The sequence below is a fragment of the Streptomyces europaeiscabiei genome (genome assembly GCF_001550375.1).
Lineage (GTDB): Bacteria > Actinomycetota > Actinomycetes > Streptomycetales > Streptomycetaceae > Streptomyces > Streptomyces europaeiscabiei.
In genome coordinates, this window is record NZ_LRTR01000431.1 from 15,369 (window position 1) to 28,163 (window position 12,795).

At 71.6% G+C, this 12,795-nt stretch carries 12 protein-coding genes and 1 pseudogene; 8 read left to right on the forward strand and 5 right to left on the reverse strand.

From position 1 onward, the window contains the following. Positions 1–8 precede the first annotated feature (8 nt). Both AWZ10_RS20805 and AWZ10_RS20810 read left to right on the forward strand, forming a co-directional pair. Complete coding sequence (locus tag AWZ10_RS20805; RefSeq protein WP_046709586.1) at positions 9–635, forward strand: TetR/AcrR family transcriptional regulator; 627 nt, start codon at positions 9–11, stop codon at positions 633–635. 82 nt (positions 636–717) lie between these two features. Continuing rightward, on the forward strand, positions 718–1,875 hold the full coding sequence (locus AWZ10_RS20810; RefSeq protein ID WP_046709587.1) for an acetyl-CoA C-acetyltransferase: 1,158 nt from the start codon (positions 718–720) through the stop codon (positions 1,873–1,875). Between the two features lie 206 nt (positions 1,876–2,081). On the opposite strand, the gene AWZ10_RS20815 is transcribed toward AWZ10_RS20810, so the two are convergent. From AWZ10_RS20815 to AWZ10_RS20830, 4 genes are read right to left on the reverse strand one after another with little or no spacing between them, the layout of a single operon-like run. Next, positions 2,082–3,143 (reverse strand): NAD(P)H-dependent flavin oxidoreductase, encoded by a 1,062-nt coding sequence (locus tag AWZ10_RS20815; RefSeq protein WP_060891786.1) that lies wholly within the window; start codon positions 3,141–3,143, stop codon positions 2,082–2,084. Positions 3,144–3,190: 47 nt separating this feature from the next. Further along, positions 3,191–3,967 (reverse strand): CoA-transferase subunit beta, encoded by a 777-nt coding sequence (locus tag AWZ10_RS20820; protein WP_244172529.1) that lies wholly within the window; start codon positions 3,965–3,967, stop codon positions 3,191–3,193. Then, a complete protein-coding gene (locus AWZ10_RS20825; RefSeq protein WP_060891787.1) occupies positions 3,964–4,812 on the reverse strand; it encodes a CoA transferase subunit A in 849 nt (282 codons plus the stop codon). The genes AWZ10_RS20820 and AWZ10_RS20825 overlap by 4 nt, the downstream gene beginning before the upstream one ends. Next, positions 4,805–5,614 carry an enoyl-CoA hydratase family protein gene (locus AWZ10_RS20830; RefSeq protein WP_046709590.1) on the reverse strand — a complete coding sequence of 270 codons (810 nt, stop codon included), beginning with the start codon at positions 5,612–5,614 and terminating at the stop codon, positions 4,805–4,807. Before AWZ10_RS20830 ends, AWZ10_RS20825 begins: the two co-directional genes overlap by 8 nt. 66 nt (positions 5,615–5,680) lie before the next feature. Here AWZ10_RS20830 and AWZ10_RS20835 point away from each other — a divergent pair, with 66 nt between their 5' ends. Both AWZ10_RS20835 and AWZ10_RS20845 read left to right on the forward strand, forming a co-directional pair. Then, positions 5,681–6,559 (forward strand): SDR family oxidoreductase, encoded by an 879-nt coding sequence (locus AWZ10_RS20835; protein WP_079104414.1) that lies wholly within the window; start codon positions 5,681–5,683, stop codon positions 6,557–6,559. Positions 6,560–6,814: 255 nt separating this feature from the next. After that, complete coding sequence (locus tag AWZ10_RS20845; RefSeq protein WP_060891793.1) at positions 6,815–7,738, forward strand: SDR family oxidoreductase; 924 nt, start codon at positions 6,815–6,817, stop codon at positions 7,736–7,738. Between the two features lie 100 nt (positions 7,739–7,838). Here the strand turns inward: AWZ10_RS20845 and AWZ10_RS20850 are convergent, their stop codons facing one another. Continuing rightward, the gene (locus AWZ10_RS20850) at positions 7,839–8,735 is read right to left on the reverse strand and encodes a hypothetical protein (RefSeq protein ID WP_060891789.1); all 897 of its coding nucleotides are present in this window, start codon (positions 8,733–8,735) and stop codon (positions 7,839–7,841) included. An 84-nt stretch (positions 8,736–8,819) separates the two neighbouring features. Here AWZ10_RS20850 and AWZ10_RS20855 point away from each other — a divergent pair, with 84 nt between their 5' ends. From AWZ10_RS20855 to AWZ10_RS53780, 4 genes and pseudogenes are all read left to right on the forward strand, one after another. Next, the gene (locus AWZ10_RS20855; protein WP_046709955.1) at positions 8,820–9,215 is read left to right on the forward strand and encodes a chorismate mutase; all 396 of its coding nucleotides are present in this window, start codon (positions 8,820–8,822) and stop codon (positions 9,213–9,215) included. A gap of 71 nt (positions 9,216–9,286) precedes the next feature. Next, positions 9,287–9,808: a response regulator gene (locus tag AWZ10_RS20860; RefSeq protein WP_046709956.1), complete on the forward strand. Its 522-nt coding sequence runs from the start codon at positions 9,287–9,289 to the stop codon at positions 9,806–9,808. A 90-nt stretch (positions 9,809–9,898) separates the two neighbouring features. After that, the gene (gene pepN / locus AWZ10_RS20865) at positions 9,899–12,403 is read left to right on the forward strand and encodes an aminopeptidase N (RefSeq protein WP_060891790.1); all 2,505 of its coding nucleotides are present in this window, start codon (positions 9,899–9,901) and stop codon (positions 12,401–12,403) included. Positions 12,404–12,631: 228 nt separating this feature from the next. Next, positions 12,632–12,795, forward strand: a pseudogene (locus AWZ10_RS53780) (aspartate aminotransferase family protein); the annotation flags it as partial.

The following is a 12,795-nucleotide window of genomic DNA, read 5'->3' on the forward strand; positions in this document are numbered from 1 at the left end:
CGAACAGCGTGCCGACCAAGAAGAAGCCCCGGGCGACCGCCGCCGCGCCCGCCCGCCGCGGTGAACTCCTCGACAGGGCCGCGAACGTCTTCGCCGACCTGGGGTACAACGCCACCACCGTACGCAGGATCGCGGACGACGCGGGCATGCTCGCGGGCAGCCTCTACTACTACTTCGAGTCCAAGGACGCGATGCTGGAGGAGATCCTGCGGACCTTCCTCGACGAACTCTGGGAGCGGTACGACGCCGTCCTGGATGCCGGAACGGGGCCCCGGGACACCTTCGAATCCCTGGTCACCGAGTCCTTCCGGGCGATCGACCGGCACTGTGCCGCCGTGCGGATCTACCAGAACGAGGCGAAGCAACTGATCGCCCAGGAGCGGCGGTTCTTCTTTCTGGAGCAGTCGCAGACCAAGTTCGAGAAGGCATGGCTGTCCACGCTGGAGCGCGGGGTCGCCCTGGGAGAGCTCCGGGCCGACCTCGACACGAGGGTCACCTACCGCTTCGTGCGCGACACGGTCTGGGTCGCCGCGTCCTGGTACCGGCCCAACGGAAAGTACAGCCCGGAGGAGATCGCCCGACAGTACCTGTCGATGGTCCTGGACGGGATCGCCGTACGTGAAAGCGGTACGTGAAGAGCGGTACGTGAAAGCGGTACGTGAAGAGCGGTACGTGAAGAGCCATATGTGAACAACCTTTGATGTCAGGGGAGTTGCCATGGCCGAGGCCTATATCGTCGAAGCGGTCCGGACGCCCGTCGGGCGGCGCGGGGGAGGGCTCGGCCAGGTCCATCCGGCCGACCTCGGCGCGCACGCCCTCAAAGCGCTCGTCGCACGCGCGGGCGTGGACCCGGCCGCCGTGGAGGACGTCGTCTTCGGCTGCCTGGACACCGTCGGACCACAGGCCGGGGACATCGCCCGGACCAGCTGGCTGGCGGCCGGGCTGCCCGAGGAAGTGCCGGGTACGACCGTCGACCGGCAGTGCGGCTCCTCGCAGCAGGCCGTGCACTTCGCCGCCCAGGCCGTGCTCTCCGGCACCCAGGACCTGGTGGTCGCGGGCGGCGTCCAGAACATGACGATGATCCCCATCGCCTTCGCCTCCCGCCAGGCCGCCGTGCCCCTCGGGCTCACGGACGGGCCCTTCGCGGGCAGCGAGGGTTGGCGGGCACGGTACGGGGACCGGCCGGTGAACCAGTTCGCCGGCGCGGAGATGATCGCCGCGAAATGGGGCATCAGCCGCAGCGACCAGGAGGAGTTCGCGCTGCGCTCCCACCGGCGGGCGGTACGGGCCGTCGACGAGGGCCGCTTCACGCGCGAGACCGTGCCGTACGGGGACATCACCGTCGACGAGGGACCCCGCCGGGACACCTCCCTGGAGAAGATGGCCGCCCTGAAGCCGGTCATCGACGGCGGCACCGTCACGGCCGCCTGCTCCTCCCAGGTCTCCGACGGTGCCGCAGCGCTCCTCCTCGCCTCCGAACGAGCCGTACGGGAACACGGGCTGACCCCGCGCGCCCGCGTGCACCACCTCTCCGTACGCGGCGAGGACCCCATCCGTATGCTCACCGCGCCGATACCGGCGACCGCGTACGCCCTCAAGAAGACCGGCCTCACCCTCGACGCCATCGACCTCGTCGAGATCAACGAGGCCTTCGCGCCGGTCGTCCTGGCCTGGCTGAAGGAGACGGGCGCCGACCCGGAGAAGGTCAACGTCAACGGCGGCGCGATCGCCCTCGGCCACCCCCTGGGCGCGACCGGCGCCAAGCTCATGACGACCCTCCTGCACGAACTGGAGCGCACGGGCGGCCGGTACGGGCTCCAGACGATGTGCGAGGGAGGCGGGCAGGCGAACGTGACGATCATCGAGCGGCTGTGACGGTCACCGCGCGGTGGGTGTGACGGTCACCGAGCGGTCCGGTGTGACGGTCACCGCGCGGTGGGTGTGACGGTCACCGAGCGGTCCGGTGTGACGGTCACCGCGCGGTGGGTGTGACGGTCGCCGAGCGGTCCGGTGTGACGGTCGCCCCGCGGTGGGTGTGACGGTCTGTGAGGGTGGGGAAGGTCGGTGAGTGGCGGGGACGGTCACGGGGCGGTGCCGAGTCGCCCCAACGTCGTCAGCGCCTCCTCCGCCTCCTTCGTGATCCGTTCCACCAGCTCCGCGCACGACGGCAGGTCGTCGATCACCCCGGCGACCTGCCCGGCCGCCATCACCCCCAGGTCCGTACGGCCGTCCACCATCGCGGACCTGAGCAGCATGGGTGTGTTGGCGGCGAGCAGAACCTGACTCCAGGTGAGGTCCTTGCCGTGCCGCAGGGCGAGGCCGTCGCGGACCATGCGGCGCCAGGTGAGCCCGGAGAGCCGCCGGAAGCCGGCCGCGTGGCGCACGGCGTGCGCCAGGGCGCGCGCCCGGCCGGACGCCTCCAGCGCGCTCACGAACTCCGTGCGGAGCATGCGGTGCGGCAGCCCGTCCACGGCCCTGGTGACGGTGACGTCCCTGACCGTCGCGGCCAGATAGCGGGCCTTCACCGCGTCGGGCACCGTCGAGTCCGAGGTGAGCAGGAACCGGGTGCCCATCGCCACCCCGGCCGCCCCGAACGCCAGCGCGGCCACCAGCCCGCGCCCGTCGTGGAAGCCGCCGGCGGCGACGACGGGGATGTCGACGGCGTCCACGACCTGCGGCAGCAGTACGGTCGTCGCCACCTCGCCGGTGTGCCCGCCGCCCTCGCCGCCCTGCACGACCACCGCGTCCGCACCCCACGCAGCCACCTTCTCGGCGTGCCGCCGGGCGCCGACGGACGGAATGACGACCACGCCCGCGTCCTTGAGCTCGGCGATCAGCTCCCTGGACGGGGCGAGCGCGAACGACGCCACCCGGACGCCCTCCTCGACGATGATCCGTACCCGCTCCCGCGCGTCCCCCGCGTCGGCCCGCAGGTTCACCCCGAAGGGCGCGCCGTCCGCACGGGACTTCACCTCCCGTACGGCGTCCCGGAGCTGCGCGGGCGTCATCGTCGCGGAGGCCAGGATGCCGAGCGCCCCCGCGTTCGCCGGCGCGGAGACCAGCCGGGGGCCGGCCACCCAGCCCATACCGGTCTGCACGATCGGACGGCGGATGCCGACGAGCCGGGTCAGTGCCGTCTCCATCAGTCACTCTCCTCTGCCGGCCGCTGCCTCGGCCGCTCGCTCTTCCGTCAGCCTCCGACCTCGCGTACGCGCGTGTTCTCCGGGTCGATCACCTCGCGGATCAGCCTCAGCTCGGCATCGGTCGGTTCACGCGTGTACGGCACCTCGTCCGGGACGGCGAGCGTGAAGCCGGTCGCCTCCCTGACCTGCTCGACCGTGACACCCGGGTGCAGCGACACCAGCCGCATCGCGTGGTCGGGGGTCGCGAAGTCGAACACCCCGAGGTCGGACACGACACGCGGGAGGTGGTGGAAACGGGCGGCGGCCGGATGCTCGGCCACGCGGTCGTAGCCGACCCCGCACACCATGTCGACCTTCTCGACGAAGACCCGCCGGGAGTGTCTGGGAACCCAGTAACTGGTCGGGTTGTTCAGGGTGTTGACCGGCGCGCCCCGCACCCCGAGCAGCTGTCGCCTCGGCTTCGCCCAGTCGCCGACGCACGAGATGTTCTGGTTGCCGTACCGGTCGATCTGGCTCGCGCCCATCATCACGTGGCGTCGGCCGCCGGTGACCAGGGCCAGGTGCCGCCGGTAGGGCAGCCAGCCCTCCACGGTGCCGTCGAGGCCGACGAGCAGCGCCTCGCCGTCGGTCAGCAGCAGGTCCGGCGAGAACGTCCGCTTGGCGAGGCGCGCGCCCAGGGACGGGATCACGCCCATGGGACTGGCGAGGATCTCCCCGGCGCCACGCCAGGCCTCGGCACAGGCGATCACGCAGTACTCGGCGCGGGTCGCTCCGCTCGTGAGCCCTCCGCTCGTGAGCCCTCCGTTCATGAGCCCTCCGTTCATGAGCCCTCCTTGTGCCACGCCCGCACGGCCGAACGGTAGGCATGCTCGTCACCCGTCAGGAACCGCTCGGCGAAGTCCTCCCACGGCGTGCCCGCGTACGTCTTCTGAAAGGCCTCGTCCCGGCCGTAGTCGGGGGCGCAGGAGGTGAAGTGCGCGCCGTTCGGGGCCTCGATCACGCCTGTGACCACATGACGGCCGACCAGCAGCGACTGGGGCGGGGCCTCCTTCGTCAACTCCGCCGTGTCCACGAGTCGTTCGCACGACACGTACGCCGTGTCGGCAGCCTCGCAGAAGAGGTCGTCGAAGTACGGGTCCGGGCCCAGATACTGGCCGTTGCCCTGCCGGTCGGCCCGGTTGACGTGCACGAACGCGGCGTCCAGGCGCAGGGCGGGCATGGCGACGAAGGTCTCCCCGTCGTCATAGGGGGAGGTGACCGTCCGCAGACCGGGGTTGACCCGCATCACGTCCGAGCCGATGCCCGCCCTGACCGGGAGGAAGGGCAGCCGGTTCGCGGCGGCCCGCAGTCCCCACATGAACATCGCCTCGTCGATCTCCATCAGCTCGAACGCGCCCCGCTCGCGCGCCGCGCGGAAGTGCGGTTCGAGGGGGATGGAGTCGAGGGTGGCGAAGGCGGCGACCAGTTTCCGGATGCGGCCGGCGGCGGCGAGCATGCCGACGTCCGGGCCGCCGTACGAGACGACGGTGAGATCGGTGATCTCGGACCGGAGCAGTGCTCTCACCAGAGCCATCGGCTTACGGCGTGATCCCCAGCCGCCAATGCCGAGGGTCATCCCGCTCTCCAGCCGCGAGACGGCCTCGTCGGCGGTCATCGTCTTGTCACTCACCCGGGTCCCCCTCGTTCGTGGCGCTTCCCTCGGCCTGCCCCCGTTTCTTCGCCGCCCCGGCCGTGCCGGCCCTCCCGAAGGCGCCGCGGACCTCGTCGGCGACCCCGCTGAGGTTCGCCTCGAAGGTGAAGCCCTGCTCGAAGCGGTAGCTGCGGCGGACGTCGACGGGGTCGATGCCGTTGATGGCGGCCTTGGCCAGCCGGAGCAGCCGGCCGTCCTTCGCGGCGATCTCCCGCGCCAGATCCAGTGCGGCGGCGGGCAGTTCGGGACGCGGTACGACCCGCCACACCGAGCCGTGCGCCCGCAGCTCGGCGGCGGTCGCCGTACGCGAGGTGTAGTACAGCGCGCGCATCAGATGCCGAGGTACCAGCCGGGCCAGATGCGTCGCCGCGCCCAGCGCGCCCCGGTCCAGCTCGGGCAGCCCGAAGGTCGCGTCCTCGCTCGCCACGATCGCGTCCGCGTTGCCCACCAGCCCGATGCCGCCGCCCAGACAGAACCCCTGCACGGCGGCGACCACCGGTACCTCGCACTCGTACACGGCGGCAAAGGCTTCCGCGCAGCCGTGGTTGGCGCCGATCAACGCCGTGTGGCCCGCCGCCTGGATCTCCTTGATGTCCACGCCGGCGTTGAATCCGCGCCCCTCCGCACCCAGCACGACACACCGGACCTCGGGATCACGGCCCGCGCCGCGCACGGCGTCGGCCAGCTCGAACCACCCGCGCACCGGCAGCGCGTTCACCGGCGGGAAATCGATCGTGACGACGGAAATCCCCTTTTCCGGGGACGAGGTGGAGACACTCATCGGCGCATCAGCTACCTTCCACCTAACGTTTGTTAGGTACGTCTCTTGGGTGGAAGGTAGCAGCGCATGCGGCTCAACGGGAAGCTCGCCGTCGTCACCGGCGGCACGCGCGGCGTCGGCGCCGGCATCGCCCGAGCCTTCGCCGAAGCCGGCGCCGAGGTCGTGACCTGCGCCCGCCGCCCACCCGAAGTACCGCTCAAGGGCGCCGAGTTCATGCCGCTGGACGTCCGGGATCCCGACGCCGTGCACCGCTTCTTCGCCGAACTGCCCCGCGTGGACGTCCTCGTGAACAACGCCGGCGGCACCCCCTACCGCCCGCTCGCCGAGACCGACGCCCGTCGCCACGCCCGCGTCGTCGAACTCAACCTCACCGCCCCGCTGACCGTCTGCCTCGCCGCCCACGAACACCTCCGGAGGGCCCGGGGCGCGATCGTGATGATCGGCAGTGTGAGCGGCAGCCGCCCGTCGCCCGGCTCGGCCGCGTACGGCGCGGCCAAGGCCGGCCTGGAGCACCTGGCGCGCTCCATGGCCGTCGAGTGGGCCCCGGAGATACGGGTCAACACCCTCGTCCTCGGCATGGTCCGCACGGAACTCGCCCACCTCCACTACGGCGACGACCACGGCATCGCCGCCGTGGCCCGCACGGTCCCGCTGGGCCGCCTCGCCACCCCCTCCGACATCGGCGACGCGGCGGTCTTCCTCGCCTCCGACACGGCCGCCTACATCACCGGCGCCTCCCTCCTCGTCCACGGCGGCGGCGAACGCCCGGCCTTCCTGGACGCGGCGACGGCCGGTAAGGGGCGGGTGGCGACCGGCGGTGATCCGACGCCGGCCGCCGAGGAACGGGTGGCGACCGGTGATGATCCGACGCCGGCCGCCGAGGAACGGGCGGCGACCGGCGGTGATCCGACGCCGGCCGACGAGGGGGCGGGTGGCGCCCGGTGATGATCCGACACCGGCCGCCGAGGAACGGGTGGCGACCGGCGATGAACCGACACCGGCCGCCGACAAGCGGAGGGCGACCGGCGACGAGCGGACAAGCGCCGACGATCCACCCGGCGCGACAGCCGACGCGGCGGACCACGAAAGGCCGGGCACGGCCACGGCCCACGAGGCGCGGCTCACTCGGTGAGGCGCAGCCTCATGCACCTCGCGGCGCAGACCACCGCTGACAAGGACAACGAGAAAAGGGGAACCGCGATGAGCGGCACGCACCGGCTCTGCGAAGGGCGCGTCGTGGTCGTGACCGGGGCGGGACGCGGCCTCGGCCGCGCTCACGCGCTCGCGTACGCCGCCGAGGGCGCCCGCGTGGTCGTCAACGACCTCGGCGTCGGACTCGACGGCACACCGAACCCCGACAGCCCGGCCGCCCGGGTCGTCGAGGAGATCCGCGCCGCAGGAGGGGAAGCGATCGCGCACGGCGGGGACATCGCCACGACCGACGGCGCCGCCTCCCTCGTCCGCACCGCCCTGGACAGCTACGGCCGACTCGACACCCTCGTCAACAACGCCGGCTTCCTCCGCGACCGCATGCTCGTCAACCTCGACGAGGACGACTGGGACGCCGTCCTCCGCGTCCACCTCAAGGGCCACTTCCTCCCCCTGAAACACGCCGCCGCACACTGGCGCACCGAGACCAAGGCCGGCCGCACACCCACCGCGAGGATCGTCAACACCAGCAGCGGCGCGGGCCTGCTGGGCTCACTGGGCCAGGGCAACTACAGCGCCGCCAAGGCCGGCATCGTCGGCCTCACCCTCGTCGCCGCCGCCGAACTCGCCCGCTACGGCGTCCAGGTCAACGCCATCGCCCCCGCCGCACGCACCAGGATGACCGAGGGCGCCTTCGCCGAGGCCATGGCCGCCCCCGCCCCCGGCGCCGGCTTCGACGCGATGGCCCCGGAGAACGTCTCCCCGCTGGTGGTGTGGCTGGGTTCCACCGCGAGCGAGGGCGTCACCGGCCGGGTCTTCGAGACCGAGGGCGGCCGCATCACCGTCATGGAGGGCTGGCACCCGGGCCCCACAGCGGACAAAGGGGCGCGCTGGACGCCGGAGGGGGCGGGGGAGACCGTACGAAAGCTCCTGGCCGAGGCGGAGGAACCACGCCCGGTGTACGGCGCCTCATGACCGGGCCCGCCACTCCCGGGGGCACGGGGAACTGCGCGACCAGCCCCCACGCACCAGCCCCCGCCGGGGCACCGTACCCCCGCACGCGCCCCCGAAAGACCTACGTGTCGCACTCCAGAACCGTCCGACACAACCCACACCGCGCCCGAACCCGCCCCCGAACCGGTACCCGAATCCGCTGATGACACGTCGGACAGGGAAACGACACCCGCAACGGCCCCCGCCCCTCAGGCGTGAACACATACGGCACCCCCGACCCCGCCGAGCCCGACCGCAGGTCCTGCGCATGGCGCCGATCCCGCGCGTACCGCCGCCGCCCCGCCCACCCCGCCGCCGTCAGCGGCGGCTGCTGCTCGTCCCGGCGAGCCCGCACCCGGCCCTGCGCATACGCGGAATACGCCTGCGCACTGGTGAACCACACCGAGGGATCCTCACCGAACACCTGCGCCCGCTTGGCCAGCACGTACCCGAACTCCTCCGGCGTCAGATACCCCAGCTTCTGCGACGACGCGGAATCCTCCCGGTACGCGTCCAGCAGCAGCCACCCCGCCCCCAGATACGTCGCCGCCGTGTCCGTGAGAATCTCGTTCTCACGCGTGCCGGGGAAGGACAGCCCGAGCCGGTGCAGATAGACGTGCATGACCTCGTGCGCGAGGGCCGCCCCGATGTCCCGGCGGTGCGAGCGGAACCGGTCGTTCAACTCGACGAAGTACTCGGGCCCCGCCGCCAGCTCGACGCTCGCCGCATGGGTCATCTCCCGGAAACCGACGACCATCCGGGCCTCCGGCAGCCGATAGTGCCGCACCAGCTCCCGCGCCACCCGCTGCGCACCCAGATGGAGATCGTCGGTGTCGCAGAACGCCACGTCGACGGGGGCCACACTGGTGGCGAACAGCTGGATCGTGTCGTACGAGAGCCGCTTGTACAGTGCGGTGATCGACGCCCGCACGGTGTCCAGATGCGGGTAGCCGTGCTCGACCGGTCCGCCGTTCGCCACGTCCGCACCCCCAAAGACGCCCCGATACGTTCCACTCTAAGCCGGTGCGGGCACCGAACCACAGCGTCGCTAGGGTGAACGACCATGACCACCAGCAACACCGACGACGCGAACACCGCGGCCGCGCCGGCCGACGAGGTCGACGCGGACGTCCGGGCGGAACTCACCCGGCTGCGCGACAGCATCGACAACATCGACGCCGCCGTCGTCCACATGCTCGCCGAACGCTTCAAATGCACCCAACGGGTCGGCCACCTCAAGGCCGCGCACCAACTGCCCCCCGCCGACCCGGGCCGCGAGGCGCAACAGATCAACCGCCTGCGCGGACTCGCCGAAAGTGCCAAGCTGGACCCGGCGTTCGCGGAGAAGCTGCTGAACTTCATCATCGCCGAGGTCATCCGGCACCACGAACGCATCGCGGACGACACGCTGAACGGCAGCGCGGGCACGACCGGCACAGCACCAGACGCAGGGGAGTGACATCGAGTCCGCCGGCGGGCATCCTGCGTGAGCACTCCTTGTCAGGGAACGACTACACGCCGTGAGAGGTCATGCCGTCGGAAGCCAGGATCCTCATCGTCGACGACCATGAGGACACGCTGTACGCCCTGGAGAGCGCCCTGGCCCCGCTGGGCTACCGCCTGACGCGCGCCACCAGCGGCGACGCGGCACTCAAGGAAGTCCTCCGCGGCCAGGTCGGCCTGCTCCTCCTCGACGTCCGCATGCCCGGCGTCAGCGGCCTCGACGTCGTCCACTACATGCGCGGCGTCGAACAGACCCAGCACATCCCCGTCATCCTCCTCACCGGCTTCGGCCCCGACGCCGAACTCACCGCCGCCGCCTTCCGCCTCGGCGTCGCCGACCTCGTCATGAAACCCATCGACCCCTGGGCCCTGCGCACCAAGGTCCGCTACCTCTACGACGCCCACGAACGCTCCCACGCCCTGGAACGCGAGGTCCGCGACCTGCGCACCCGCCTCAAGGAACACGAGGAACTCAAGGGCACCGACGACGCCCACCGCGACCGGGGGCGCGTACCCGCACAGCACGACGGCGCGAAGGACCGGGCATAGGCCGCATACGGCCGGACGCGCGGCGCACGCGACCGGACAAAGGTCGCGTACCAGGCCCGCCCCTGTCCTGTGCCAAAGGCATCAGGCAGCATGTCCCTCATGTCCGTACTGACGCGCGACGAAGCGCAAGCCCGTGCTCGGCTCCTCGACGTCCACCGCTACGAGATCGCACTCGACCTCACGCGCGGCGACGAGACCTTCGACTCCCGTACCGTCATCCACTTCACCGTGCGGGGGAAGAAGAAGGCCGCGGACACCTTCGTCGAGCTCAAGCCCGCCGAACTGCGCTCCGTCACCCTCGACGGACAGCCTCTCGACCCCGAGGCCCTCGACGAGAACCGCCTCTCCCTCAAGGGCCTCAACCCGGGCAAACACGAACTGCGCGTCGACGCCGCCATGCGCTACTCCCGCACCGGCGAGGGCATGCACCGCTTCACCGACCCCACCGACGGCGAGACCTACGTCTACACCCAGCTCTTCCTGGACGACATCCAACGAGTCTTCGCCGCCTTCGACCAACCCGACCTCAAGGCCGTCTTCGACCTCACCGTCACCGCCCCCGAAGGCTGGACCGTCCTCGCCAACGGCATCACCGAACAGCAGGACGACGGCACCTGGCGGGCCGCCACCACCCCGCCGATCTCCACCTACCTCGTCGCCGTCGCCGCCGGCCCCTGGCACTCCGTGCGCACCGAACACCGCGGCCTGCCCTTCGGCATCCACTGCCGCCGCTCGCTGGCCCCCCACCTCGACACCGACGCCGACGAGATCCTCGACGTCACCCGCGCCCTCTACGACCGCTACCACGAAAAGTTCGAGGAGCCGTACCCCTTCGACTCCTACGACCAGGCCTTCGTCCCCGAGTTCAACGCCGGCGCCATGGAGAACCCCGGCCTCGTCACCTTCCGCGACGAGTTCGTCTACCGCTCCGCCGTCACCGACACCGAACGCCAGACCCGCGCCATGGTCATCGCCCACGAGATGGCCCACATGTGGTTCGGCGACCTCGTCACCCTCAGGTGGTGGGACGACATCTGGCTGAACGAGTCCTTCGCCGAGTACATGGGCTACCAGACCCTCACCGAAGCCAGCCGCTTCGCCGACACCTGGGTCGACTTCGGCATCGCCCGCAAGGCCTGGGGCTACGACGCCGACCAGCGCCCCTCCACCCACCCCGTCGCCCCCGAGAACGTCGACGACACCGCCGCAGCCCTCCTCAACTTCGACGGCATCTCCTACGCCAAGGGCGCCTCCGCCCTCCGCCAGCTCGTCGCCTGGCTCGGCGAGAAGGACTTCCTCGCCGGCATCAACGCCCACTTCACCCGCCACCGCTTCGGCAACGCCACCCTCGCCGACTTCATCGACAACCTCGCCGGCGCCACCGAACGCGACGTCCACGCCTGGGCCGACGCCTGGCTCCGCACCACCGGCGTCGACACCCTCACCCCCAGGATCACCCGCGCCGCCGACGGCACCCACACCCTCACCGTCGACCGCACCGGCAACCGCCCCCACCACATCGCCGTCGGCATCTACGACCAGGACCCCGGCGACGACCAGGGCCACCTCACCCTCCGCAACCGCGTCGAACTCGACCTCCCCCACGCAACCCACCAGCCCATCGGCAAACGACCCGCACTGCTCCTCCTCAACGACGGCGACCTCACCTACGCCAAGATCCGCTTCGACCCCGACTCCTTCGCCGCCGTCACCGACCACCTCTGCGGCCTCCCCGACCCGCTCACCCGCGCCGTCGTCTGGAACGCCCTGCGCGACGCCGTACGCGACGCCGAACTCCCGCCCACCGCCTACCTGGAAGCCGCCCGCACCCACCTCCCGCGCGAGAGCGACCTCGCCATCGTCCAGGGCGTCCTCACCTTCGCCACCACCCAGGTCGCCGACCGCTTCCTCACCCCCGAGCAGCGCGCCAGCGGCCTGTCCACCATCGGCTCCCTGTGCCGCGACCTCATCCGCCGCACCGAGGACGGCGACCACCCCGGCCTGCGCCTCACCGCCGTACGCCACGCCATCGACGTCGCCGCCCACCCCGAGACCATCGCCGCCTGGCTCGCCGACGGCACGGTCCCCGGCGGCCCCGAACTCGACCCCGAACTGCGCTGGCGCGTCCTCGGCCGGCTCGCCGTCCTCGGCGCGGTCGACGCCGCCGCGATCGCCGACGAACTGGAACGGGACCCCAGCGCCAGCGGCCAGGAGGGCGCCGCCCGCTGCCGGGCCGCGCTGCCCGAACCCGAGGCCAAGCGGGCCGCCTGGGAGGCGATGTTCACCACCGACGACCTCTCCAACTACCTGTTCACCGCCACCGCCCAAGGGTTCTGGCAACCCGAGCAGGCGGACCTCCTGCGGGAGTACGTCGAGCGCTACTGGGCCGACGCGGGTTCGCTGGCCGCCAGGCGAGGACCGGCGATCGCGGAAGCCGCAGGACGGTGGGCGTTCCCGGTGTATGCGGTGGACCCGGAGACGCTCGACCTGGGGGAGCGGTGTCTTCAGCACGGCGACCTGATTCCGGCACTGCGACGCAAGCTGGTGGATCAACTGGACGACCTCGCACGTGCGCTGCGCGTGCGAGAGGCGTAGGAGCCGGGTTCTTCCGGGTTCCGCCGTCGGGGCTGCGGGGGCGGGGGCTCCGGGGCTGCGGGCTGAAGGCCGTTCGTGGCTGGTCGCGCAGTTCCCCGCGCCCCTCAACGGGCGCGCCGCCGCTGGGGGCGTGTCCTCGTACCCTCTTTCGGTTGTAATCATCGGCTTTTTCGGGCCCGGCACCCGATCGGCGTACAAAATGGGATTCCCCGTGCTCCGGAGGAATCCATGACCACTCCGCCCCTCGCCTCGGGACCCCGAGGTCCCGGCGCGCTCCGCCCGCTGCTCGACACGGTGCTCGACGCGTTGCGGGAGGGGGCCGAGGCCCGGGGAGGCCCCCTGCCCGCCGGTGGCCCGGAGACGGTCGCGGCGCAGATGCGGGACGCGCTCGG